Source organism: Caulobacter sp. GW821-FHT09B08, from assembly GCF_059418225.1.
Genome location: NZ_JBWKPL010000002.1, coordinates 492,570 through 513,852, shown reverse-complemented (window position 1 = coordinate 513,852; position 21,283 = coordinate 492,570). Strand labels below are relative to the sequence as shown.

Genomic DNA, 21,283 nt, shown 5'->3' with positions numbered 1-21,283 from the left:
AGGCCTTACGCGCCTTCCTGTCCGATGATCGCGACCGAGCAGACATTGCTGGCCGGCGCGCCGCCCAGATTGTGGGTCATGCCGAACACCGGGTCCTTCAGCTGGCGCTCGCCGGCCCGGCCCTGGAGCTGGAGATACATCTCGTAGAGCATGCGCAGGCCCGAGGCGCCGATGGGATGGCCGAAGCACTTCAGCCCGCCGTCGATCTGACACGGCAGGCCGCCGTCGGCGTCGTAGAAGCCGTCCAGCACGTCGCGCCAGCCCTGGCCCTCGGGCGAGATATAGAGGTCCTCCATCGTCACCAGCTCGGTGATCGAGAAGCAGTCGTGCACCTCCATCATCGAGATCTGCTCGCGCGGCCGCTCGATCCCGGCCTCGCGATAGGCCTTGCCGGCGGCGATGCGGGCGGTGTGGAAGTGGCTGCCGTCCCAGCCGTTGTACTGGCTCTCGTAGCCGTTGGAGACCGACAGCTGCAGGGCCTTGACGGTGACGAGGTCGCGCTTGCCCAGGGCGCGGGCGATCTCGGGCGTGGTGACGATGGCGGCGGCCGCCCCGTCCGACACGCCGCAGCAATCAAACAGGCCGAGTGGCTCGGCGATCATCGGGGCGTTCAGCACCTGCTCGACGGTGACGGCCTTCTGCAGGTGGGCCTTCTTGTTCTTGGCGCCGTTGGCGTGGCTCTTGACCGAGACGTGAGCGATGGCGCGCTTGAGGTCCTCGCGCGAGACGCCATGCTTGGCGCGATAGGCGCTGGCCAGCTGGGCGAAGTTGCCGGGCGCGGAACCGTTGGGGATGATCTGTGGCGCCAGCGTGCCGGGATTGCCGACCGGCAGGCCGCCATAGCCGGTGTCCTTCAGCTTCTCCACGCCCACGGCGATGGCGATGTCGGCCGCCCCGGCCGCCACGGCATAGACCGCACCCCGGAAGGCCTCCGAACCCGAGGCGCAGAAGTTCTCCACTCGGGTGACGGCGATGTTGGGCAGGCGCAGCGCGATGGACAGCGGCGTGCCGCCCTTGCCCGTACCCAGCTCGTCCACGTGGGTGGAGAACCAGGCCGCATCCAGCTGGCTGGGCTCGATGCCGGCGTCCTGCATGGCTTCGACATAGGCCTCGACCATCAGGTCATCGGGCCCGGCGTCCCAGCGCTCGCCGAACTTGCTGCAGCCCATCCCCAGGATGGCGACCTTGTCGCGGATGCCCTTGGCCATGGTGGTTTTTCCCTAAGCTTGGCTCGGCTTGGTGGCCGTATGGATCGGGTGTAGATTTGAAGACATGACGCGTCTCATCCTCACCGACGAAGCAGACCGCCTCGCCCACCAGATGGCGGAGCAGACCGGCGAAAGCCTGGATGAGATCGTCACGCGCGCCATTCGGGCTGAAGCCGAGCGCACCTTGCCGAAGGCTCCGGCAAAGCCGCGAACGTTTGAAGAGAAGATGGCCTTCATAGCGGAAATCCAGCGACGGTCGGCCGCCCTTCCCGTACTTGACCCCCGCACGCCGGAAGAGATGCTGTACGACGAGGACGGCCTTCCGAAGTGATGGTCTTGGACACCTCCGCCGTGCTGGCCATGCTTTGGGCGGAGCCAGAGGCCGACACGTTCAAAAACATCGTCAGCCGAGCCAGCGGCTTGCTGATGTCCGCAGCGACCCGATTGGAGCTGCAGATTGTTTGTCTTCGGCGCAAAGGTCCCCATGAGGCGGACAACGCCGAACGCCTCGTGAGTGATCTGGAAGTTTCGATCGCGATGTTCGACCCTGAACAGCTGAAAATTGCCTTGTCGGCCTACGAAGCCTACGGCCGAGGCCGTCACGGCCTGAACTACGGCGACTGCTTCAGCTACGCCCTGGCCAAATCCCGCGACCTGCCGCTGCTGTTCAAGGGCGAGGACTTCGCCGCCACCGATGTGAAGCGCGCGATCTGACATGGGCTATTCCGCCGCCACGGCGGCCTGGGACGCCATCGCCGCGCGGTCCGGCGCGGCCTTCCAGAAGTAGCGGGTAAAGCCGCGCTTCTCGTCGACGTCCTTGATGCGGAACACCATCTTGACCGGCAGGCCGCTGTCGACCTCGCCGGGTTCGACGTCGGTGATGTCCATCATGATCCGGCCGCCACCCTCGAAGACGATCATGCCGTAGTGGTTGGGCGGGCTCATCGAGAAGGTCAGGTAGTCGGCCGAGTAGCTGAGCACCGAGGCGCGACGCTCGGCGAAGCCGTACGGCTCCTGGGTGTCCACGGCCGGATTGTTGGGGGCCACCGAGATGCGGGTGCGGGGAAACTGCACGACGCCTGTCTCGCGGCAGCGCCCCCCGACCAGGCCCAGGATCTGGTCCTGGTTGCGATAGAGGGTGGTCAGGGCCGTCTTGTTGTCCTTCTCGGCCCGCATGCCCTTGTCCCAGTCGACCAGGCCGTTGAAGGCGAGAAACTTCATGTAGTTGTCCTCGGCCTTCCGATCGGCCAGCGCGCCCGTGACGCCCCGCGCGGGACGAGCCTCGATAGCCGCCTCGGTGACCCGGAACACCAGGGCCTCGGCCCCCTGGCCGAACTGGGCGACCAGGACGATGTCGCCCAGCTTGGCCTGTTCCAGGGCGTGGGCCAGCATCAGCGGGCCGTGGGCGCAGCCCGCTTCGCCCAGGGTCAGGGCCAGGTTGTCGCGCACCGCCTCGGGCGCGATCCCGACGGTCTTGGCCAAGCTGGCCGCCATGCCCGAGAACACAGACGGGAAGCAGAAGTGCGAGATTTCCGAGGCGCTTACCCCGGAAACTTCGAGCGCCTTTCGGATCGCCGGCGGGACCAGCTTGACGACGCCCTCGTCGCGGATCCAGCGCTCTTCCCAGCCATAGTCGAACTCGGCGTCGGCGCCCCGGAAGTGATCGACGAAGTCGTCGGTAACACTGCCGCGCCCCAGGAACTCCGCCACGCCGGCGTCGGCCGAGACCACGAAGGCCGCCGCGCCGTCGCCGTTGTCCAGCTCCTGGCTCGAGGCCGCGCGGGACCGGCGATGCTCGCCGCTGGCCACCAGGGCGCGCTTGACCGACCCGCCCTGCACCGCCGCCAGGGCCTGTCCAAGCGCCGTGAGCCCGCAGCGCTGCGAACCGGTCACGTCGGCCGAGGCGACGGCCTTCTCCAGCGTCAGGGCGGCCGAGACGATGCCGGCGTTCAGGCGGTCGGCGAACGGCGCCGTGGTCGAGGCGAAATAGAGGGCGTCGATGTCGGAGCGGTCGTCGTCCGGACCCAGGGCGTCGCGGGCGGCTTCCACCGCCATGGTCAGGGCGTCCTCGTCCCAGTTGGCCATCGAGCGCTCGCCCTTGGCCTTGGCCCGCAGGTTCGGCGCGACCCAGGCGTTGGCCTCCGTGACCGCCTTGCGGCTGAGCCGAAGACGCGGCGCATAGGCGCCCCAGGCGGCGATGCCGACCATGTTCCACTCCCGATCTGCGCCTGTCCCGGCGCGTTATCGGCGATCAGCTTACGCCCGCGGAAAGGGTCGGCAAGCGTGCCCTGACGTCAGCGACCCGGTCGTTTTACCGGTAAGGGTCGTCTGTATTCAGGAACCCAGCCACATAGTCTTCGACGCCGTCCTCCAGCGAAGTCATCGGCGCGTTGTAGCCGGCGGCGCGCAGGCGGCTCATGTCGGCCTGCGTGAAGTACTGGTACTTGCCGCGCAGCACCTCGGGCATGTCGAAATAGGCGATGTCGGGTTCCTGGCCGACGGCGCGGAACGTCGCCTCGGCCAGGTCCTTGAACGAGCGCGCCTTGCCCGAGCCGAGGTTGTAGACGCCGCTGACGTGTGGGCTCTTGGCCAGCCAGGCGACCACGTCGGCCACGTCGCGCACATAGACGAAGTCGCGCAGCTGGCCGCCGTCCTCGTAGTCGGGGTGATGCGACTTGAACAGCCGCACGCCCTCGCCCGCCGCCACCTTGGGCCAGATCTGGCAGACCACCGACTTCATGCCGCCCTTGTGGTCCTCGTTGGGGCCGTAGACGTTGAAGAACTTCAGCCCCACCCACTGGGTCGGCGCATGGCCGCGGGCGGCCTCGCGGACGGCGTAGATGTCGAACAGGGCCTTGGACCAGCCATAGGCGTTCAGCGGCCGCAGGGCCTTGAGGCTTTCGAGGTCGTCCTTGCCGTCGAAACCTTGCAGGCCATCGCCGTAAGTGGCCGCCGAGGAAGCATAAATCAGCCGCCGCTGATGCTGGGCGCACCAGCGCCAGAGATCGCGCGACAACACGAAATTGGACTGCACGATCAGGTCGGCGTCCGGCTCGGTGGTGGACGAGACCGCGCCCATGTGGATCACCAGCTCGACCTCGTCGCCGCGCTCGGCCAGCCAGTCGAACAGGTCCTCCGGCGCCACGAAGTCGGCGATGGCTGACTTGGCCAGGTTCTTCCACTTGTTCTCGGCCGCCTCGCCCAGCCAGTCGCAGACCACGACGTCGAGGCTGTCGTCCTCGCACAGCTTGGCGACGATGTTGGAGCCGATGAAACCGGCGCCGCCGGTGACGAGGATGACGCGTCTGGACATGAGCCGCGTTATGGCACAGGGGGCGATGGGAGCAAGGTATTGGCTCGGGCGTCGGAGCGAACGTGAAGATCGAACGGGAAGGCCCCATCCTCGTCTGGCTGCGGAAGGACCTGCGCCTGGCCGACAATCCCGCGCTGCTCGCGGCGGCCGCCACCGGCCGCCCGGTGATCCCGCTCTACATCCTGGACGAGACGCCGGATGTTCGGCCGATGGGAGGCGCATCGCTGTGGTGGCTGGACAAGTCCCTGGCCAAGCTTGCTGAAGCGCTTGGGGAAATCGGCTCCAGGCTGATCCTGCGTCGCGGCCCGGCGCGCGCGGTTCTGGAAGACGTGGTCGCCCACGCCAAGCCCGCCGCCGTGGTCTGGAACCGGCTCTACGACGCGGCTTCCATCGAACGCGACAGCCGGATCAAGACCTGGCTGAAGGACGACGGGATCGCCTGCGAGAGCTTCAACGCCGGCCTGCTAAATGAGCCCTGGACCGTGAAGAACGGCTCGGGCCAGCCCTACAAGGTCTTCACCCCCTATTGGCGCGCGGCGCGCGACCAACTGCACCACGTCCATGTCGAGCCCGCGCCCAAGACCCTGCCCGCCCCCGAGCACTGGCCGCGCACCGAGGCGCTAGATGGCTGGAAGCTGCACCCGACCAAGCCCGACTGGTCCAAGGGCTTCGACCTTTGGACGCCCGGCGAGGCCGGGGCGGTGGAGCGGCTGGACGACTTCCTGACGGGCCCGGTCGAGGACTACGACCGCAAGCGCGACCTGCCGGGCGTGGAGGCGACCTCGCGCCTGTCGCCGCATCTGCACTTCGGCGAGATCGGCCCGCGCCAGGTCTTCGTCGCCGCCCGAACCGCCGCCGAGGCCGGCGACGCGCCCGCCGGACAGGTCGAGAAGTTCCTGTCGGAGATCGGCTGGCGGGAGTTCAACCATTCGATCCTGTTCCATTGGCCCGACCTGCCCAAGGCCAACTTCCGACCCGAGTTCGACGGCTTTCCATGGGTTCGCGACGACGCGGCCTTCGAGGCCTGGAGCCGGGGCCAGACCGGCTATCCCATCGTCGACGCCGGCCTGCGCGAGCTTTGGGTCACGGGCTTCATGCACAATCGGGTGCGGATGATCGTCGCCTCGTTCCTGATCAAGCACCTGCTGATCGACTGGCGCCAGGGCGAGGCCTGGTTCTGGGACACGCTGGTCGACGCCGATCTCGCCAACAATGTCGGCAACTGGCAGTGGGTCGCCGGCAGCGGCGCCGACGCCGCCCCCTACTTCCGGATCTTCAACCCCATCGCCCAGGGCCAGAAGTTCGATCCGGCCGGGACCTATGTCCGCCGCTGGGTTCCGGAGCTGGCCAACCTGCCCGATGCGGCGATCCACGAGCCCTGGAAGGTCCCGACGCAACTCAGCCCCGCCGCCAAGCGTATCTATGGAGAACCGATGGTGGGGCATGCGGCGGCGCGCGAACGGGCGCTGGAGGCCTATCGCGGCCTCAAGGGCGATTAGCCTGCGCGGCTAGGTAGTAACCCCATTTACAGCTCGGTTTCGGGAGTTCTTAATTTCTCCTCAAGTCGAGGGATGGGAGCGTCGATGACCGATATCCTGCCTGCCACCTGGCCCGCCACCGCGCGCGACCCCGAACTTCGCCGCGCGCCGGCAGCTTTCCGCACCGCCCTTCGGGTGGCGATCGAGAACTGGGCGGTCGGCACCCTGACCTTCGTGCTTCCATCGGGCAAGCCGCTGCGGATCGTGGGCAAGACGCCCGGTCCCGACGCGGTGATCCGCGTCCACGACTACCGCTTCATGCGGCGGGTCCTGGCCTCCGGCGCCATCGGTTTCGCCGAGGGCTACATGGCCGGCGAGTGGGACACGCCCGACCTGTCGACGGCGCTGGAGGCCTTCTCGCGCAACTTCGACCGGCTGACGGCCCTGGTGCGCGGCAATCCGCTGATGCAGGCGGTCAACGGGCTCTATCACCTGTTCCACCGCAACGACCGGCAGGGCTCCAAGCGCAACATCCACGCCCATTACGACCTGGGCAACGGCTTCTACTCGCGCTGGCTGGACCCCAGCATGACCTATTCCTCGGCCCTGTACGAAAGCCCGGCCCAGCCCCTGGACCAGGCCCAGCGGGCCAAGTACGCGGCCCTGGCCCGCTCCATCGACCTGCGGCCCGGCCAGCACGTGCTGGAGATCGGCTGCGGCTGGGGCGGTTTCGCCGAGTTCGCCGCCAAGGAGGTGGGCGCCAAGGTGACCGGCGTCACCATCTCCCAGGCCCAGCACGACTTCGCCCGCCAGCGCCTGTTCGACCAGGGCCTGGCCGAGAAGGCCGATATCCGCCTGATCGACTATCGCGACATCGAGGGCCGTTTCGACAGCGTGGCCTCCATCGAGATGTTCGAGGCGGTCGGCGAGGAGTACTGGCCCACCTATTTCGGCAAGATCCGCGAGGTGCTGTCGCCGGGCGGCCGGGCGGGCCTGCAGATCATCACCATCCGCGACGAGCTGTTCGCCCGCTATCGCGGCCACACCGACTTCATCCAGCGCTACGTCTTCCCGGGCGGCATGCTGCCCAGCGAGGCGCGGCTGCGCCAGGAGACCGCCGCGGCGGGCCTGGCCTGGACCGGGATCACGCGTTTCGGCCAAAACTACGCCGACACCCTGGCCGAATGGGCCGCGCGCTTCGAGGCGGCCTGGGACGACATCAAGGGCCAGGGCTTCGACGAGCGGTTCCGGCGGCTGTGGCGGTTCTATCTCAGCTATTGCGAGGCGGGGTTTCGCGCCGAACGGACCAATGTCATCCAGCTGGGCCTGTCCAGGATTTAGCGGCGCCGGCCCCTAGCAAACGGGTTCGCGCATCCCGACCTTGGGTATGCAAACACCGCGCGAACCCGCGCCCGAGGTCGGCCCGATGAACCTCTACACCCTGGTCCTGGACTTCCACGGCGGCACCTACATCACCCAGTTCGAGGCCGGCACGCCCACCGACGCCGTCGCCGCCTGGTGCCGCGAACTGGAGGAGGAACAGCTGCTGGGCGACGCCTCGTTCCCGGTCGCCGAGGGGATCATGGTCGACGCCATCGAGAACCATCTGGTCGAGGTGGAAGGCCTTCACGGCGCCTGGTGCGCGGCGGCCTCGGTCGAGGGAAACCTGGCCCTGCTCAACGTCATCATCACCCAGCGGATCGACTGAGCCCGGTTTTGGAAATGCTCAAGGCGATCGTTGCGCCTTCAGGAAAACTGGCCTTGCTTCAGGAGCGCGCATCACGATCTACCATCCCGACTTCGCACGGCCGGATTTGAAGACATGACCGTAAAGACCAGCGTACTCGACGCGATCGGCGACACGCCCCTGATCCGCCTCAACCGCGCCAGCGACGCGACCGGCTGTGAGATTCTCGGCAAGGCCGAGTTCATGAACCCCGGCCAGTCGGTCAAGGACCGCGCCGCCCTGGGCATCATCCGCGACGCCGAGGCGCGAGGTTTGCTGCGTCCCGGCGGCCGCATCGTCGAGGGCACCGCCGGCAACACCGGCATCGGCCTGGCCATGGTCGCTTCCGCGCTCGGCTACAAGACCACCATCGTCATCCCGCGCACCCAGAGCCAGGAGAAGAAGGACGCCATCCGCCTGCTGGGCGCCGAGCTGGTCGAGGTGGACGCCGTCCCCTACTCCAACCCCGACAACTACGTCCGCTATTCGGGCCGCCTGGCCGAGGAACTGGCCAAGACCGATCCGAACGGCGCGATCTGGGCCAACCAGTTCGACAACGTCGCCAACCGCCAGGCCCACATCGACACCACCGGTCCGGAGATCTTCGAGCAGACGGGCGGCAAGGTCGACGGCTTCATCTGCGCGGTCGGCTCGGGCGGCACCCTGGCCGGCGTCGCCACCGCCCTACGGGCCCGCAAGCCCGACGTGAAGATCGGCCTGGCCGACCCGGGCGGCGCCTCGCTCTACAGCTGGTACGCCGAGGGCGAGCTGAAGGCCGAGGGGACCTCGATCAGCGAAGGCATCGGCCAAGGCCGCGTGACCGCCAATCTCGAGGGCCTGACCGTCGACTACCCCTTCCGAGTGACCGACGAGGAGATGATGAAGCAGGTCTTCGACCTGGTGCAGCATGAAGGCCTGTGCCTGGGCGGCTCGACCGGCATCAACGTGGCCGGCGCGGTGCGGATGGCCAAGGCCATGGGCCCGGGCCACACCATCGTGACCATCCTCTGCGACCACGGCTCGCGCTACCAGAGCAAGCTCTTCAACCCCGCCTTCCTGGCCGAGAAGGGCTTGCCCACGCCGCCGTGGATGTAGGCCGACCGGCCAAGCTCGCCATGCGGGCGCCTCGCCGAAACATTCCAATAGGTTGCAGAATTCAACCACCCGGTGCAGGATCACTCCAAGTCGCACCGGGAGGGCCTGATGGCTTGGAAAGGTATTGTCGGCAAGAGTTTCACGCCGGAAGCGTTCGAAACCTATTGTGAAGCTCTGACGTGGTCGGCGTGGCGGCCGAACTTCATCGCGCTCCACAACACCGGCGTGCCCAACCTCTCGCAACGACCGCAGGGTTTCACCCAGACCCACATCGCCAATCTCGAAGGCTATTATCGCGACCAGCAGAAGTGGAGCGCGGGGCCGCACCTGTTCATCGACGACAAGCAGATCTGGGTCTTCACCCCCCTGACCGTGGCCGGGGTGCATTCGCCCAGTTGGAACAGCATCGCCCTGGGGATCGAAATGCTGGGCGACTACGACAAGGACGCCTTCGACACCGGCCGCGGCGCCCTGGTGCGCGACAACGCCGTGGCGGCCATGGCCACCCTGTCGGCGGTGCTGGGGCTGGACCCGGCCAGCATGCGCCTGCACCGCGAGGACCCGGCCACCACCCACGCCTGCCCCGGCAAGAACGTCAAGAAGCTGGAGGTCATCCAGCGGGTGCAGGACAAGATCGTGCAGGAGGCCGGCGAGCATTCCCCGGCCGAAGCTCATCCCTGAACGGGCCTAAGCCGGCTTGCCCCACATCGCCGATCGCGTGATCTTGCCCGCCTTCTCCAAGGGGCGAGTCAGACCCCGAAAGGCTTCGTCATGACCCACACCGATCCGCTCGTCTCGACCGCCTGGCTGGCCGAGCATCTGGACGCGCCGGACGTCCGCGTCGTCGACGGGTCGTGGCACATGCCGGCCGCCAACCGCGATCCCAAGGCCGAGTACGACCTGGTCCACATCCCCGGCGCGGTGTTCTTCGACATCGACGAGATTTCCGACGAAACCTCGCCCCTGCCCCACATGCTGCCTTCGCCGATCAAGTTCGCCTCGCGGGTCAAGAAGCTGGGCCTGGGCGACGGCTCGCGCATCGTGGTCTACGACACCAGCGGCATCCTGCCCGCCGCCCGTGTCTGGTGGGAATTCCGGACCATGGGCCACGAGGACGTGGTGGTGCTGGACGGCGGCCTGCCCAAGTGGATCGCCGAGGGCCGCCCAGTCGACGATCTGGCCGTCGCGCCGCAGGAACGCCACTTCACCCCGCGCTTCCAGGCCGACATCGTCCGCTCGGTCGACCAGATGAAGCGCAATCTCGAAACCGGCCGCGAGCAGGTGATCGACGCCCGCGCCGCTGGTCGCTTCGAGGGCCGCGATCCCGAGCCCCGCGCCGGCCTGCGCGGCGGCCACATCCCCGGTTCGCGCAACGTGCCGCTGTCGGCCATCCTGGCGCCGGACGGGACCATGCTGCCGGCCGACAAACTGGCCGCCGTGTTCGAGGCCGCCGGGGTCGACATCAACAAGCCCATCGCCACCACCTGCGGCTCGGGCATCACCGCCGCCGCGGTCTCCCTGGCCCTGGCGCGCCTCGGCAAGCCCCGGGCGGCGGTCTATGACGGCTCGTGGACCGAATGGGGCGGCCGCGACGACGTGCCGGTGGCGACGGGCCAGGCCGCGCCGGTCTAGCCGGCGGCCAGGACCGACTCCCACATCCGTAGCCGGTCGGCGCCCGATCCGGCGGTCTTCATCTCCAGTTCGCGCAGCCAGGGCGCGGCGTCGAAGGCCTTGTTGCTGGTCGAGACCGAAGCGACCACGATGCGCCGACGCCGCGCCTCGGCCTCCAGACGTTCCACCACGGGCGCCAGCAGGCGCGGCAGCACCGCGTTCATCATGCAATAGACCTCGGCGGGCGGCCAATCGGCGCTCAGCAGGTCGCCCGACTGGAACGACAGGCCGGAAAGGCCCAGGGCGCGGGCCGCGCGCTCGGCCTCGGCCGTCCGCTCCGGCACCAGTTCGATGCCGTGCCAGGCGATCAGCCCCCGCAGGGCGCCGTAGAGGCCGAAGCGCCCATAGCCGCTGCCCAGGTCCAGGATCCTGAGGTTGGGCCGCTCGGGCTCAAGCGCCCGATAGAAGCTCCGCACGATCCTGTAGGTCAGGTCGCCCTGGTCGAAGCGCTGCACGCCGTGGCGATCCAGCAGCGACAGGGTGTCCAGCCGATCCTCCACGGCCACGATCCGCAGGCCCAGGGCCGCATCCATCGCCGCGTCGTCGATCGGTCCGTCCGAAGCGTCTACGGCCGCGATCAGGCGCCGAGCGGGCACCTGATCCGGCGCGTCTTTCAGGGCGACCTGGGTCATCTGGACCTCTCGCTTTCCGGGCACGGATGAACGTCATGATTTCATCATGACGTGAACACACTCATGAGTTGACAACACTTCGACTTTCGCTTCAACCTCCGCGCCAGGGGGAAGGATCGCGATCTTCGCCCGCCGTCGTGGCGTGATCGGCCCCGACGAAACGCCTTTGCAAACGGACCTCGGCCCGCCCGACGCCCTCGCGGCGATCGGTTCGTGCCGGGTCGCCCCCCGCTTCAGTCGCAATCGTTTCTGGAGATCCCAATGGCACATATCCCGCTCTACGCCGTCGCCATCACCGAAGGCATCGCCAAGGGCGATGTGGCCGAGCTGCGCAAGCTGCAGAGCCTGGCCGAGGCCCACCTGGAGGAGCACGGCGACATCGCCACCCTCCTGGCCCAGCTGAAGGTCGAGATCGCCCGCGCCCAGGCCCGCTGAGTTCGGCCTCGAAACCCATCGACAACCAAGCCGCCGTTTCCAAGGCGGTCCACGGAGGAACATCCCATGAGCATCATGCCCTATGGCGTCGCCATCACCGAAGCCATCACGTCCGGCGACCTGGCCAAGCTGAAGGAAGTCGAGGCCGCCGCCGAAGCCCACCTGAAGCAGTACGGCGACGTCCCCACCCTGCTGGCCCTGCTGAAGGTCGAGATTTCCAAGCTGGAAGGCGGGCGCTGAGGCGCCCGTCCCGGCTCACATCCCGGAAAGGAACCAGACCATGAGAATTCTCTACGGTGTGGCCATGGCCCAGGGCATCGCCGCCAGCGACCTGAGCGAGCTTCAGCGCCTGGAATCCGAGGCCGAAGCCCATCTGGAACAGTACGGCGATATCCCCACCCTGCTGGCGATCCTCAAGGTCGAGATCGCCAAGCTGGAAGCGGGCGGCAAGTACTGACCCCCTCGCCGCGTCCGGCGCCGGTCAGCCGGCGTCCGGGCGCGGTCTGTCTCCGCGCGCGACCTCTTCGCCGTCTCTTCGCGCGGCGGCGAGCCCATCCGAGGACCCGACCCGCATGACGGATACGCTTTCGTTCCCTTCGAGCTTGGACCTTGGTTCCGACACCCTGGTCGGCAAGCCTGTGCGCTACCGGCTCGAGCGCGACTATACCGAGCTGGTGCCCGTGCACGTGGTCTGGGAAGTGACCCTGGCCTGCAATCTCAAGTGCCAGCATTGCGGCTCGCGGGCCGGTCGGCCGCGTTCGGACGAACTGAACACCGCCGAGGCCCTGGAGCTGATCGACCATCTGGCGCAGCTGGGTACGCGCGAGCTGACCCTGATCGGCGGCGAGGCCTATCTGCGCCGCGACTGGATCGAGCTGATCCGCCGCAGCCGCGCCCACGGCATCCGCACCGCCATCCAGACCGGCGCCCGCAACCTGACCGACAAGCGCCTGGACGAGGCGGCCGAAGCCGGCCTGCAAGGCGTCGGCGTGTCGATCGACGGCCTGCCCGACCTGCACGACCGGGTGCGCGGCGTGGTCGGCTCCTACGACCAGGCCATCGGCGCCCTCCAGCGAGCCAAGGCCCGGGGCATGGCCGTGTCGGTCAACACCCAGATCGGCGCCGAGACGGCCCGGCATCTGCCCGAGCTGATGGACCGCATCATCGAGGCCGGCGCCACCCACTGGCAGATCCAGCTGACCGTCGCCATGGGCAACGCGGTCGACAATCCCGAACTGCTGCTCCAGCCCTACCAGCTGCTGGAGGTCATGCCCCTGCTGGCCCGGCTGTATCGCGAAGGCGAGGCCCGGGGCCTGCTGATGGTGGTGGGCAACAACATCGGCTATTTCGGCCCCTACGAGCACATCTGGCGCGGCCTGGGCGACGAGACCGATCACTGGAACGGCTGCTCGGCCGGCCAGACCGGCATCGGCATCGAGGCCGACGGCACCATCAAGGGCTGTCCTTCCCTGGCCACCTCGCTCTACGCCGCCGGCAATGTCCGCGAGATGAGCGTCGGCGACATCTGGCGTCACAGCGAACGGATGAGCTTCGGCCGCCTGCGCGACGTCGAGGAGCTGTGGGGCTACTGCCGCACCTGCTACTACGCCGACATCTGCCGGGCCGGCTGCACCTGGACCTCGGAGTCGCTGCTGGGCAAGCGCGGCAACAATCCCTACTGCCACCACCGCGTGCTGGACCTGGCCAGTCACGGCCTGCGCGAGCGGGTGGTCAAGATCAAGGACGCCCCGGCCGAAAGCTTCGCGATCGGCGAGTTCGCCCTGGTCACCGAACCGATCCCGGGCGCCGAGGTCACGCCGATGCCGGCGCGCGATCCGGCGGCCGTGCACGTGCCCATCCGCCAGCGCTCGGCCGCCGGCGGCGCCGTGCCGCCCAGCCTCAAGCCCTGCCGGTCATGCGACAACTACATCTGGCCGCACGAGACCGCCTGTCCGCACTGCCAGGCCGACGTCGCCCAGTCGGAGGCCGCCTACGCCGCCGACGTCCAGCGCCGCCGCGCCTTGATCGCTGACGCCACGCGTCTGCTGGCCGGTCTGGGGGTGAAGGCCTAGGGGCCGGTTCGGAGACTCTCTCCGCCCACGCGCCGATTTCCTGCCTTGAACCGGCTTACTCCCAAGCCCTAAACCACCAGGGCCTGCAGTCGCGCCGAGTCCGTCATGCCCCTGGATGAAGAAACCCGCCTGGTCCGCAAGGGCGCCCCGCCCCGGGAGGGCACGGTGCTGGCCCGCACGGTCAACCCGCCGGTGCAGCGCGGCTCGACGGTGCTGATGCCCAACGCCGCATCGTTGTACGACGACAATCAGCTGACCTACGGCATCACGGGCCTCTCCTCGCCCGCCAACCTGCAACTGGCCCTGGCCGAGCTGGAGGGCTCGCCGGACGTCACGCTGTACCCGTCGGGCCTGGCGGCGATCACCGGCGTCATGCTGGCCCTGCTGAAGGCGGGCGACGAGATCCTGGTGGTCGACAGCGCCTACAAGCCCACCCGCCGGTTCTGCGACCGCGTGCTGACCCGCTTCGGGGTCAAGACCACCTACTACGACCCGGCCCTGTCGCCCGACGCCCTGATGGATCTGTGCGGCCCGGCCACGCGGATGATCCTGCTGGAAGCCCCCGGCTCCCTGACCTTCGAGATGCAGGACATCCCTGCCATCGCCGCCGCCGCCAACGCGCGCGGGGTGCTGACCCTGATCGACAACACCTGGGCGGCCAGCTTCTACTTCAAGCCCCTGGCGCACGGGGTGACCATCAGCGTCCAGGCCCTGACCAAATATGTGGGTGGCCACTCCGACGTCTTCATGGGCAGCGCCGCCACGGCCGACAACGTCATCGGCAACCAGTTGGGCGACGCCATGTGGGACATCGGCTGGTCGGTGTCGCCCGACGACGCCTACACCGTGCTGCGCGGCCTGCGCACCCTGGCCACCCGCCTGCCCGCCCACCAGGCCGCCGGGCTGGAGATCGCCCGCTGGCTGCAGGACCGGCCCGAGGTGGCCCGCGTGCTGCACCCGGCCCTGGAGACCGATCCCGGCCACGCCCTGTGGAAGCGCGATTTCACCGGCGCCTGCGGCCTGTTCGGCGTGGTGCTGAAGCCCTGCTCGCAGAAAGCCGTCCACGCCTTCCTCGACGCCCTGGACCTGTTCGGCCTGGGCTTCTCGTGGGGCGGCTACGAAAGCCTGGCCATCCACTGCGACCCGCAGCTGAAGAACCGCACCGTGCCGGTGAAGCTGGAAGGCCCGCTGCTGCGCCTGCACGTGGGACTGGAGAGCGTGGCCGACCTGAAGACCGACCTGGAACGCGGGTTCACGGCCCTGGCCGCCGCCTAAATCGGCCCGAGACGGGGCGGCCGCGAGGGTCTAAACAGCCGCCTCGTTCGAAAGGCCCGCCCATGTCCCTCCACATCGCCCTGCTGCGCGGCGTCAATGCCGCCGGCAATCGCCAGGTCACGGCCGACGAGCTGACCGCCCTGCTGACCGAACTGGGCCACGCGGGGGTCCGCGCCGGCCCCAAGGTCGGCGACCTGGTGTTCGTCAGCGGCGGCCAGACCGGCGCGGAGCTGCAGGCCCAGGTCGAGACCGCCCTGATGGAGCGCTTCGCGCTGCGCACCGACGTCTATGTCCGCACAGCCGACGCCTGGCGCGCCATGGTGGCCGCCAATCCGTTCCCCGAGTTCGCGGCCCAGGATCCGGGCTGGCTGATGACCCTGTTCCTGAAGGAAACGCCCGACAAGAAGGCCGTCGGCGCCCTGCGCGCCGCCATTCGCGGCCGCGAGCAGGTGCGGGCCGAAAGCCGGCAACTGTACGCCGTCTATCCCGACGGGATCGGCGGCTCGAAACTGACCAACGGCCTGGTCGAAAAGACCCTGGGCGCGCGCATCACCGGCCGGCCGTGGACGACGGTCCTGGCGGTTGAGGCGATGCTCGGCGACTAGGGTGCGCGCCGGCTCAGGGGCATGGTCTTGACCAGCACCTTCTGCAGGTTGGAGCCGGCCGCGACCACCTGCCCCCAGGCCGCGCCGCCGTAGTTCCAGCCCTTGTTGATGTCGAAACTGGCCTCGACCTCGGTCAGGTCGGTCATGTCGACCAGCAGGCTTTGCGTCGCCGAGCTGTTCATTACGTCGCCCGGACGCAAGCCCGCCGTCGAGAAGGTGACCAGGAAACTGTCCTGAGGCGCGAAGATGTCGCCGCCCAGGCCGTAGAGCGGCGCGGAGACGAACGGCGACATGAGACCGCCCGCCTGGCCCGCGGCCAGCCCCGCCGTCAGCGGATCGCTCGTGCCGTTGAGCACCGTCACCCCCTGCGGGTAGCCGCCCGGCGTCACGGTCGGCTGGGAACCGGAGACGACGGTCATCACGTCGCCCAGGGCCACATCGACGGAGTACGATATCGTGACGACCGTGCCGCCGCCCTCCATCTTCATGTAGGCCTGATAGTCCGAGGCCAGTTCGATACGGACGATCTGGTCGAAGTCGGTCATGGTCCACCAGACCAGCGCCTTGGCGCCGGCGTTGTTGGCGGTGAGCGCCCGCAGGACATAGAGGGCATAGCCCTGCTCCTTGAGGGCGACCATCGAGGTGGGATCGACGACGATCTGAATGGCCTGAATCGTGGACATGGCGGCTCCGGCGAGGACTCTGCGAGAGGCCAAGCTTGCGCGAACTCGACGCGATCCACAATCGAAGGGCGAATTTTTCGTCAGGCGGACCGGGGAAGCTTCAGCAACCGCCACGCCAGCCCCGTCCCGACCAGGCCGATCACGCACGTCGCATAGGCCGCGCCGGCCAGGAAACCGCTCCAGGCCAGGGTCAGGTGCGCGAAGTTGCGGGCCAGCAACAGCGAGACGCTGCCGATATAGCCGAACGAGTCGGCCACATAGATCAGGAAACCGGCCGTGCCGACCTTCCCGGTGGCGGCGATCAGCCGGTCGAACAGCATCCCGTTGAACGGCGTATAGGCCATGTAGATTCCCGCCCCGGTCAGGACCATCCAGGCCACCGGCCCCAGCAGGCCCAGTTGATGCGCCAGGGTCGCCAAGCCTAGCACAGCGAAGCCCAGGGCGACGAAACCCAGGTTGAATCCGACCGCCCGCCGGTTGTCGCGCACCAGCATCAGCAGGCCCAGGCCCACCAGCACGATGACCGCCACCGGAATCTCCGACAGCGAGAAGATGGCGGCGGCGTTCTTGAACCCCAACTCGGCCCAGATCTCGGCGGCGAAGTTGTCGCGGAAGTCGCGCAGGGCCGTCAGCATCACATAGACCGCCACCAGCAGCACCAGGGCCGGCGCGTGGGCGGCAAACAGGGCGGCGCGGGCCTTGGCGTCCATCGGCGCGCGGCGCACGCGGGCGGCCTCGTCGGCCGGCGACGGCGGCGGCAACTGGGTCAGGGCCGCCACGGCCACCAGCAGCAGCGGGGTGAACAACAGACCCGCCAAGGCCGGCATCCAGCGCTCGTCGACGCCCGCCAGCAGCAGGCTCATGCCGACCGACTTCACCACGCCCGAGGCCAGGATGAAGCTGGCGCACAGCATCGCGCCCAGCACCTCCGACAGCCGCCGCCCCTCGACGAAGCCGAACACCAGCCCCCAGATCATCCCCAGGCACAGGCCGTTGACGAACAGCACCAGCGGACCGACCAGGGCGGGTCCGCCGCCTAGCCCCAGCAACGACAGCTCGGCCCCGCCGATCAGGACCAAGATCGCGATCCAGCGGCGCTCGGGCCGCATCTCGGAGATCACCTTGATGCCGATGATCTTGGACACCGCGTAGCCGGCCACCTGGGCGATCACCAGGGCCACCTTGAAGTCGATGGCCGCCGGCCAGCCGGCCACGTGCTCGAAATGGGCCGCCGTGAACGGCTTGCGATAGGCGAACATCGAGAAATAGGCCGCGAAGGCCGCCAGCCCGCCATAGAGCGCGAAGGCCCACGGCGGCGCGGCGGCCAGGGCTCGGGCGACGGGGCCGGGCTTGCCTGCGGGTGCGGCGGTGTCGGCGCTCATCGAGGGGTTCGTCCGTGATCTGACTTGGAAAGATCGTCCAAGGGCGGACGGTTCGGCGATCCGGTCAAGCCTCGCCCCGCCATTGCCAGGGTTCGCCACTGGGCTATCAAGGAGCCATGACCCGCCCCGTGGCCAGCCCGGACCCCAGGCGCTCGCCCCTCGCGCGGCGGCGGGGCTTCTCGCTGATCGAGGCCCTGATCGTGCTGGCCGTGGCCGGCGCGGCCCTGATGCTGATCTTCTCGGTCGGGCTGCGCTCCACCGACATCGCCTTCCGCCTGGGCCGCCGCGCGCTCGACGTCGCCGACCGCCAGCTGGCCGCCGACGCCCTGCGCGGCGTGGTTCGCGGCCTGGCGGTGCGTCCCGCCAACGCCCGCGCGACATCCGACCAGCCCGAGCTGACCGGCGGCCCGCGCGGCTTCAGCGGCGCGGCCGTGCTGGCCGCCGCCACGCCCTGCGCCGGCTCGGGCCCCTTGGCGCGGGTGACCATCGCCCTGGCCGGCGACGCCTCGGGCGACGTGGTGACCTGCCAGGCCGACGGCGGACCGGCGATCCAGCTGCTGGACCTGCGCTCCCGCCGCGTTCGCTTCAGCTATTCCGACGACGGCGCGCGATGGCGCGAGACCTGGCGCGACGAACCCGGCCTGGCCGGCGGCCAGCCGCCTCGCGAACGGGCCGTCTATATCCGGCTGGCCAGCGACGACGGGAGGATCGAGATCGTCGAGCGCGCCACCTCCGGCCGTCCCGAGCTGACGGCGGCCGCGCCCGCCACCCCCGCCCCATCGGGCCGAGCGCCGGCGCTATGAGCCTGGTCGCCGACAAGCGAGGCTTCGCCCTCCCCGCCGTGCTGGCGGTGACCGCCATCGTCACCCTGGTGTTCCTGGTCGCCATACTGGCCCTGGACAGCCTGGCCGACCAGACGCGCCGCGCCGTGGCCCTGAGCCGCTTCGAGACCCAGGCCCTCAGCCTGGAGGCCCACGCCGCCTATGTCGCCGCCGTCGGCGCGCCGTTCGCCAGGGGCCTGGAGGTTCCGGACCTGGACCGCCGCGCCGATCCGCGCCTGACCGCCGACGGCTCGCCCTACCGCCCCGCCGGCGCGCCGCTGATCAGGGTCGCCCTGCAGGACGAAGCGGGCCTGATCAATCTGGACGCCCTGTCGCAAGGATCGATCGACCGGCTGATCGCCGAACTGGGCGCGCCGGTCGACCGCCGCCGCGCCCTGATCGACCGCTTCAGCGATTTCGTCGACGCCGACGACCTGCCCCGCGTCGACGGCGCGGAAGCCTCGGCCTATCGCGACCAGGGCCTGTCGCCGCCGCCCAACGCGCCGCTGCGCGACGTCGACCAGGTGCTGGGCGTGCTGGGCTGGAAGGACGCCGTGCCGCGCGAGCGCTGGCGGGCCGTCCGCGAGGACCTGACCGCCGATCCCACCGCGACGGCCTTCAACGCCAACACCGCCACGCCACGAACCCTCAAGGTGCTGTTCGGCTTCGACGACGCCCAGCTGGCCGCGGTGGCCGAGCGCCGTCGCGTGGCGGCCTTCACCGGGCTGGAGGACCTGGGCCGGGCGGCGGGCGTGCGCATGAGCGGCGACGCCGAACGGGTTTACGGCTTTCCCAACGGGCGATTTGCCGTAAAGATCGCCGCTCCGGGGGCGGGTCTGGCCTATCGCGCGCGGATCGTCCTCACGCCCAAGGACCGGGAGCGCCCGGTCTGGATCGAGGGCGCCGCCCTGTCCCTCACGCCGGCCAAAGGAAAGGCGGAACGGCTCTCGGATGCGCCTGTCTTTCCTGACCCCGCCCCAGCTGCTCCTGACCCCGGACGGCCGCTTCGAGCCGGTTGAGGCCGGCGGCGGCCTGGCTCAAGGCCGCCCCGACGTCTGGCTGGCCCGGTCGCTCTGCGCCTATCAGTTCTTCGATCCCGGCGCGGCGCGGGGCTCGACCGCCTGGGCGGCGGCGCGGCTGCACGCCCGCTCGGCCGCGCCCTTCCTGGACGCCGACAGCCTGGTGGCCAGAAGCGGACGCGGCTTTTCGATCTGGTGGTGGGACCGCGCCCGCGTCGCGCCCGCCCTGGCTGAACGCTTCGCCGATCAGACGCCCGCCCTGGCCCCCGAGATCTTCGTCGCCCCGGCCGGCGACGGCTGGCGGGTGCTGCGCCTGAGCGACGGGGTCGAGGCCCAGCTGTGGCGCGACGGCGCCCTGGCGGCGTCCAGCTGGCGGCGCGCGCCGTTCGACGCCCAGGCCTGGGACGCCTTCGTCCGTGTCCAGCCCGAGCGCGGCGACGCGCCCGCCGAGCCGCCGGCGCCCGTGACGGGCTTCCGCGCGCCCTTCCCGCGCGGCCGGGTCGGCGTCGACTCCGACCAGTTGCTGCGCGCCGCCCCGGCCGCGGTCGTGGTGCTGCTGCTGACCGCCACGGCCTTCTGGCTGGGCCAGGGGCTGAAGCTGCGGTCAGACGCCCAGGAGATGGAAAAGGTCGCCGCCCTGGAGCGCCAGGCCGCGCCGACTCCGTCCGCCGCCCGGGGGCAACCGGCCACACCCGTGCGCCGACTGGCCGCCTTCGCCGCCCTGTCGGACCGCCCCAACCTCGTGGCGTCTCTCGGCGTGGCGACGCGCATCCTGCAGCTCTACGGCGTCGGCATCGAGGGCGTGGACGCCCAGGGCGACACCCTGGACCTGACCGTGCCCTATTCGGCGATCAACGGGGTGGACCGCATCGCCCGCGAGATGGAGGCCAGCGGCGTCTTCACCGACGTGCGCCCCGTCACCAACGCCGCCGACCACACCCTGCGGCTGCGCATGCGTCTGACCGGACGTGCGGAAACCGGCGCGGCGCTCAATCCAGACGGATGAACCGGCATTCGCCCCCGCCGGGCGTCAACCGCATGACGGGCCGGCCGGACTTCAGGATCTCGACCGCGTCGCTCCTGCAGGCGCCGCCCTCGCTGATCCGCACCGGTTGGGCCAGGCGATAGGTCCACTCGGCGCGCAGGCTCAGAACCCGGCCATGCGGATCGCGCCCCGCCGCCTCGGCGTCGTCATAGAGCACGACGGGCTCCTGCTCGGCATAGGCCTCGCGGCGCAGGTCCAGCACCCGGCGCTGGAAGTCGAAGAACACCGCGTGGGCGGTCATCCGGTCGATCATCAGCGTTCCACGCGGCATGACCAGCGCCACGGCCAGGGCCATGATCGCCAGCACCACCAGCATTTCGAGCACCGAATAGCCGGCCCGCGACCTCAGGCGCGAGACGTCAGACCCCGGCCTGGTTCTGGATGTCGGCCGCATTGCCCGTTCCGCCCACCTTCCCGTCCGAACCCAGGCTGATCACCTTGGGCGATTGCTGGTCGTCGGTCGGCGCCTGATACACATAGGGATGGCCCCAGGGATCCAACGGCAGGCCGCCGCTCAGATAGGGACCGGACCAGCCGGCAACGGCGTTGCGGTCGGCCTTGACCAGCAGCTCCAGGCCCTCGGTTTGGGTGGGGTCGCGCCCCAGGTCCAGCCGCATGGCGCCCAGGGCCGTCTCCAGCGCCCGCACCTGCACCCGCGCCGTCGTCACCTTGGACCGGTCCAGCTGAGCGAACAGGCGCGGCCCCACCAGGGCGGCGATCAGCGCGATGATCGTCAGGACGATGAGGATCTCCAGCAGGCTGTAGCCCGCCTTGGCCCGCAGCGCCCCGCGCCTTGGCTTCTCGCGCATCATCCAGATCCCCA

General features: G+C 69.4%; 25 protein-coding genes. 17 read left to right on the top strand and 8 right to left on the bottom strand.

Annotated features, from left to right (window positions below; genetic code table 11):
* Nucleotides 1-5: 5 nt before the first annotated feature.
* Nucleotides 6-1,208 carry an acetyl-CoA acetyltransferase gene (locus AC07OA_RS08640; protein WP_494663382.1) on the bottom strand — a complete coding sequence of 401 codons (1,203 nt, stop codon included), beginning with the start codon at nt 1,206-1,208 and terminating at the stop codon, nt 6-8.
* 64 nt (nt 1,209-1,272) lie between these two features.
* Between AC07OA_RS08640 and AC07OA_RS08635 the strand changes: the two genes are divergently transcribed.
* Together AC07OA_RS08635 and AC07OA_RS08630 are read left to right on the top strand one after the other, a co-directional pair.
* Nucleotides 1,273-1,539: a type II toxin-antitoxin system VapB family antitoxin gene (locus AC07OA_RS08635; protein ID WP_494663381.1), complete on the top strand. Its 267-nt coding sequence runs from the start codon at nt 1,273-1,275 to the stop codon at nt 1,537-1,539.
* Between the two features lie 5 nt (nt 1,540-1,544).
* Nucleotides 1,545-1,922 carry a type II toxin-antitoxin system VapC family toxin gene (locus AC07OA_RS08630; RefSeq protein ID WP_494663380.1) on the top strand — a complete coding sequence of 126 codons (378 nt, stop codon included), beginning with the start codon at nt 1,545-1,547 and terminating at the stop codon, nt 1,920-1,922.
* A gap of 6 nt (nt 1,923-1,928) precedes the next feature.
* On the opposite strand, the gene AC07OA_RS08625 is transcribed toward AC07OA_RS08630, so the two are convergent.
* Both AC07OA_RS08625 and rfaD read right to left on the bottom strand, forming a co-directional pair.
* Nucleotides 1,929-3,416 carry a hydroxymethylglutaryl-CoA synthase family protein gene (locus tag AC07OA_RS08625; RefSeq protein WP_494663379.1) on the bottom strand — a complete coding sequence of 496 codons (1,488 nt, stop codon included), beginning with the start codon at nt 3,414-3,416 and terminating at the stop codon, nt 1,929-1,931.
* Nucleotides 3,417-3,519: 103 nt separating this feature from the next.
* Entirely contained in the window at nt 3,520-4,521 is a 1,002-nt protein-coding gene (gene rfaD / locus AC07OA_RS08620; RefSeq protein ID WP_494663378.1) for an ADP-glyceromanno-heptose 6-epimerase, read from the bottom strand.
* 62 nt (nt 4,522-4,583) lie between these two features.
* Here rfaD and AC07OA_RS08615 point away from each other — a divergent pair, with 62 nt between their 5' ends.
* From AC07OA_RS08615 to sseA, 6 genes are all read left to right on the top strand, one after another.
* Nucleotides 4,584-6,020, top strand: coding sequence for a cryptochrome/photolyase family protein (locus tag AC07OA_RS08615; RefSeq protein ID WP_494663377.1), 1,437 nt, complete (start codon nt 4,584-4,586; stop codon nt 6,018-6,020).
* Between the two features lie 84 nt (nt 6,021-6,104).
* A complete protein-coding gene (locus tag AC07OA_RS08610) occupies nt 6,105-7,340 on the top strand; it encodes a class I SAM-dependent methyltransferase (protein ID WP_494663376.1) in 1,236 nt (411 codons plus the stop codon).
* A 46-nt stretch (nt 7,341-7,386) separates the two neighbouring features.
* Nucleotides 7,387-7,707 carry a hypothetical protein gene (locus AC07OA_RS08605; protein ID WP_494663375.1) on the top strand — a complete coding sequence of 107 codons (321 nt, stop codon included), beginning with the start codon at nt 7,387-7,389 and terminating at the stop codon, nt 7,705-7,707.
* Nucleotides 7,708-7,821: 114 nt separating this feature from the next.
* Complete coding sequence (locus tag AC07OA_RS08600) at nt 7,822-8,820, top strand: cysteine synthase A (RefSeq protein ID WP_494663374.1); 999 nt, start codon at nt 7,822-7,824, stop codon at nt 8,818-8,820.
* Between the two features lie 108 nt (nt 8,821-8,928).
* Nucleotides 8,929-9,501, top strand: coding sequence for an N-acetylmuramoyl-L-alanine amidase (locus tag AC07OA_RS08595; protein ID WP_494663373.1), 573 nt, complete (start codon nt 8,929-8,931; stop codon nt 9,499-9,501).
* 90 nt (nt 9,502-9,591) lie between these two features.
* Nucleotides 9,592-10,452: a 3-mercaptopyruvate sulfurtransferase gene (sseA, locus tag AC07OA_RS08590; protein WP_494663372.1), complete on the top strand. Its 861-nt coding sequence runs from the start codon at nt 9,592-9,594 to the stop codon at nt 10,450-10,452.
* Here sseA and AC07OA_RS08585 read toward each other — a convergent pair.
* A complete protein-coding gene (locus tag AC07OA_RS08585) occupies nt 10,449-11,123 on the bottom strand; it encodes a hypothetical protein (protein ID WP_494663371.1) in 675 nt (224 codons plus the stop codon). The two genes, sseA and AC07OA_RS08585, sit on opposite strands and share 4 nt — an antisense overlap.
* 261 nt (nt 11,124-11,384) lie before the next feature.
* Between AC07OA_RS08585 and AC07OA_RS08580 the strand changes: the two genes are divergently transcribed.
* The 6 genes from AC07OA_RS08580 to AC07OA_RS08555 all read left to right on the top strand — a co-directional run bounded on the left by AC07OA_RS08580 (nt 11,385) and on the right by AC07OA_RS08555 (nt 15,510).
* Nucleotides 11,385-11,558, top strand: a complete 174-nt coding sequence (locus AC07OA_RS08580) for a DUF1843 domain-containing protein (RefSeq protein ID WP_494663370.1) — start codon at nt 11,385-11,387, stop codon at nt 11,556-11,558.
* 66 nt (nt 11,559-11,624) lie between these two features.
* On the top strand, nt 11,625-11,798 hold the full coding sequence (locus tag AC07OA_RS08575) for a DUF1843 domain-containing protein (RefSeq protein WP_494663369.1): 174 nt from the start codon (nt 11,625-11,627) through the stop codon (nt 11,796-11,798).
* 40 nt (nt 11,799-11,838) lie between these two features.
* Nucleotides 11,839-12,015, top strand: coding sequence for a DUF1843 domain-containing protein (locus tag AC07OA_RS08570; protein ID WP_494663368.1), 177 nt, complete (start codon nt 11,839-11,841; stop codon nt 12,013-12,015).
* A 115-nt stretch (nt 12,016-12,130) separates the two neighbouring features.
* Nucleotides 12,131-13,630 carry a GDL motif peptide-associated radical SAM/SPASM maturase gene (locus AC07OA_RS08565; RefSeq protein ID WP_494663367.1) on the top strand — a complete coding sequence of 500 codons (1,500 nt, stop codon included), beginning with the start codon at nt 12,131-12,133 and terminating at the stop codon, nt 13,628-13,630.
* A 111-nt stretch (nt 13,631-13,741) separates the two neighbouring features.
* Complete coding sequence (metC, locus tag AC07OA_RS08560; protein ID WP_494663744.1) at nt 13,742-14,905, top strand: cystathionine beta-lyase; 1,164 nt, start codon at nt 13,742-13,744, stop codon at nt 14,903-14,905.
* A 62-nt stretch (nt 14,906-14,967) separates the two neighbouring features.
* Nucleotides 14,968-15,510: a DUF1697 domain-containing protein gene (locus tag AC07OA_RS08555; RefSeq protein WP_494663366.1), complete on the top strand. Its 543-nt coding sequence runs from the start codon at nt 14,968-14,970 to the stop codon at nt 15,508-15,510.
* On the opposite strand, the gene AC07OA_RS08550 is transcribed toward AC07OA_RS08555, so the two are convergent.
* Both AC07OA_RS08550 and AC07OA_RS08545 read right to left on the bottom strand, forming a co-directional pair.
* A complete protein-coding gene (locus AC07OA_RS08550; RefSeq protein ID WP_494663365.1) occupies nt 15,507-16,193 on the bottom strand; it encodes a hypothetical protein in 687 nt (228 codons plus the stop codon). The two genes, AC07OA_RS08555 and AC07OA_RS08550, sit on opposite strands and share 4 nt — an antisense overlap.
* A gap of 80 nt (nt 16,194-16,273) precedes the next feature.
* Nucleotides 16,274-17,575, bottom strand: a complete 1,302-nt coding sequence (locus tag AC07OA_RS08545) for a DUF5690 family protein (protein ID WP_494663364.1) — start codon at nt 17,573-17,575, stop codon at nt 16,274-16,276.
* A gap of 116 nt (nt 17,576-17,691) precedes the next feature.
* Between AC07OA_RS08545 and AC07OA_RS08540 the strand changes: the two genes are divergently transcribed.
* The 3 genes from AC07OA_RS08540 to AC07OA_RS08530 are packed head-to-tail and all read left to right on the top strand — an operon-like array spanning nt 17,692 to nt 20,421.
* On the top strand, nt 17,692-18,378 hold the full coding sequence (locus tag AC07OA_RS08540; protein WP_494663363.1) for a type II secretion system protein: 687 nt from the start codon (nt 17,692-17,694) through the stop codon (nt 18,376-18,378).
* The gene (locus AC07OA_RS08535) at nt 18,375-19,415 is read left to right on the top strand and encodes a type II secretion system minor pseudopilin (RefSeq protein WP_494663362.1); all 1,041 of its coding nucleotides are present in this window, start codon (nt 18,375-18,377) and stop codon (nt 19,413-19,415) included. Before AC07OA_RS08540 ends, AC07OA_RS08535 begins: the two co-directional genes overlap by 4 nt.
* The gene (locus AC07OA_RS08530) at nt 19,348-20,421 is read left to right on the top strand and encodes a hypothetical protein (protein WP_494663361.1); all 1,074 of its coding nucleotides are present in this window, start codon (nt 19,348-19,350) and stop codon (nt 20,419-20,421) included. Before AC07OA_RS08535 ends, AC07OA_RS08530 begins: the two co-directional genes overlap by 68 nt.
* On the opposite strand, the gene AC07OA_RS08525 is transcribed toward AC07OA_RS08530, so the two are convergent.
* The gene (locus AC07OA_RS08525; protein ID WP_494663360.1) at nt 20,405-20,854 is read right to left on the bottom strand and encodes a pilus assembly FimT family protein; all 450 of its coding nucleotides are present in this window, start codon (nt 20,852-20,854) and stop codon (nt 20,405-20,407) included. The genes AC07OA_RS08530 and AC07OA_RS08525 overlap by 17 nt on opposite strands.
* Complete coding sequence (gene gspG / locus AC07OA_RS08520; RefSeq protein WP_494663359.1) at nt 20,820-21,272, bottom strand: type II secretion system major pseudopilin GspG; 453 nt, start codon at nt 21,270-21,272, stop codon at nt 20,820-20,822. Before gspG ends, AC07OA_RS08525 begins: the two co-directional genes overlap by 35 nt.
* Nucleotides 21,273-21,283 lie beyond the last annotated feature (11 nt).